Source organism: Blastocatellia bacterium (assembly GCA_025054955.1).
Taxonomy (GTDB): Bacteria; Acidobacteriota; Blastocatellia; order HR10; family J050; genus JANWZE01.
The window spans coordinates 1-2,212 of record JANWZE010000096.1; the positions used below are offsets into that span (position 1 = coordinate 1).

Below are 2,212 nucleotides of genomic sequence, written 5' to 3' on the forward strand. Positions count from 1 at the left end.
GTGCACCCGGCATGACCCGCCACGAAGCCGCCGTTCACATCCTCAACACTGTCCTTCTGCCTGCCATGAAGGAAGTCGGCGACAAATTCGGCGCAGGCGAACTGATTTTGCCGTTCGTTCTGCAATCGGCAGAGGTGATGAAAAAAGCCGTCGCCCATCTGGAAAACTATTTGGAAAAGGTAGAAGGCGTCACCAAAGGCACAGTTGTCCTTGCCACCGTATATGGCGATGTCCATGACATCGGCAAAAACCTGGTCAAAACCATACTGGTCAACAACGGCTACACCGTGATTGATTTGGGCAAACAAGTGCCGGCCGAGACCATCATCAGCAAAGCGGTCGAAGTAGATGCCACCGCTATCGGCTTGAGCGCCTTACTGGTCAGCACATCCAAACAAATGCCACTCATCGTCAACGAACTGTACCGACGCGGGTTAAAATTCCCTGTGTTGATAGGCGGTGCGGCCATCAACCGCCGCTTTGGCCGCAGAATCCTGCAAACCGAGAGCGGTGACTACTATGAACCGGGTGTTTTCTACTGCAAAGATGCTTTCGAAGGCCTGGAAACGATGGATATGCTCATTGACGAGGTCAAGCGTCAGGAGCTATTGAAGCGCATCCGGGCTGAGGCAGACTTGGAATTGGGCCGCAGTGTACTCTCCCAACCCACGATCTGGGTTCGCAAACGTTCCCCAGTCGTTCCGCAACCGATTACGCTTCCACCTGGTGTTGCTTTTGGGTGGCGCGTGGTTCGTGCGATGCCGTTGGAGATTGTCTTCCAACATCTGAACATCAACGAACTCTATCGCCTTTCATGGGGCGCAAAGAACGCCCATGGTGCTGAATGGGAAAAACTCAAAGCCGAATTCGATGCCCGCTTGGAACGTATGAAGCGTGAAGCTCTGAAAACCGGCTGGCTCAAACCGCAAGGTATCTACGGCTATTTCCCCTGTCAGGCTGAGGGAGATGACTTGATCATCTATGACCCAACCAGCTTGGCTCTTCCTCCACGACCTCTCACGCGCTTCACTTTCCCGCGTCAGCCTTCTGACGAACATTTGTGCCTAGCGGATTACTTTGCCCCGGTCGAATCGGGAGTGTTTGATGTTGTTGCTTTCCAGGTCGTCACTGTTGGACAGAGTGCTACCGAAAAGTTCGATGCCCTTCAATCTTCTAATCACTACACGGAAGCTTATTTCGTGCATGGACTGGCCGTCCAGACTGCTGAGGCCACTGCTGAATACTTGCATCGCCACATCCGCCGTGAGTTGGGATTAGCCGAAGGACAAGGCAAACGTTACTCGTGGGGTTACCCGGCCATCCCTGACCTCGAAGATCATCGTAAAGTTTTTGACTTGCTCCCTGCCGAGCAGGAACTGGGTATGAGCCTCAGTCCGGCCTATCAGTTAATCCCTGAACAATCCACTGCGGCGATTATTGTGCATCACCCACAAGCAAAGTATTACTCAGTCGGTGAGAGCCGAGTAGAACAATTGATAAAGTAAGACAAGATGGTCTGGTCCGCAGTTTGTATATTAGGACGAAGATCGAATAAGTAATCATGAATACATTTTTGTCTCTCTTTTCCTCTTCCATTCCCCTCCTCGCCGATGGTGCAATGGGAACCCTCTTGCATGCGCAAGGTGTAGAACATACGCGCTGTTTTGATGAGCTCAACGTGACTGATCCGGGTCGCGTTGTCGCCATTCATCGGCAGTATATCGAGGCCGGGGCGCAAATCATCCTGACCAACACCTTCGGCGCAAATCGCTATAAATTGCGCAAACATGGTCTTGAAGCTCAGTTGGATGCGATCAACCGAGCTGGAGTGGAGATTGCACGTCGTGTTGTAGCCGAGAGCGGCAAGCCGGTCTTCGTGGCCGGCGATATTGGTCCACTTGGCGTGCGCATTGCTCCTTATGGGCGGGTTCAGCCGATGGAGGCGCGTGAGGCCTTTCTGGAACAGGCGCGCGCCCTCGCTGCTGCTGGGGTTGATTTGTTCGTCATCGAAACCATGACCGATTTACGCGAAACCATTGAGGCTATTCGTGCTGTTCGGACTTTTGACGGGATTCCCGTTGTTGCGACTATGACCTTTACTCGCGATGACCGCACTTTGCTTGGCGATGATCCGATCAAAGTGGCACAGGTCTTAGCCGAAGCTGGTGCGGATGTCATCGGTGTTAACTGCTCCAGTGGTCCAGCGCAGATC

General features: G+C 53.0%; 2 protein-coding genes. Both read left to right on the forward strand.

Translation table 11 applies throughout. The features are described 5' to 3' along the window. The coding region (locus NZ823_11950; protein MCS6805834.1) for a B12-binding domain-containing protein at window positions 1–1,505 on the forward strand (1,505 nt) is incomplete at its 5' end. Between the two features lie 56 nt (window positions 1,506–1,561). Then, on the forward strand, window positions 1,562–2,212 hold a 651-nt coding region (locus NZ823_11955; GenBank protein MCS6805835.1), incomplete at its 3' end, for a homocysteine S-methyltransferase family protein.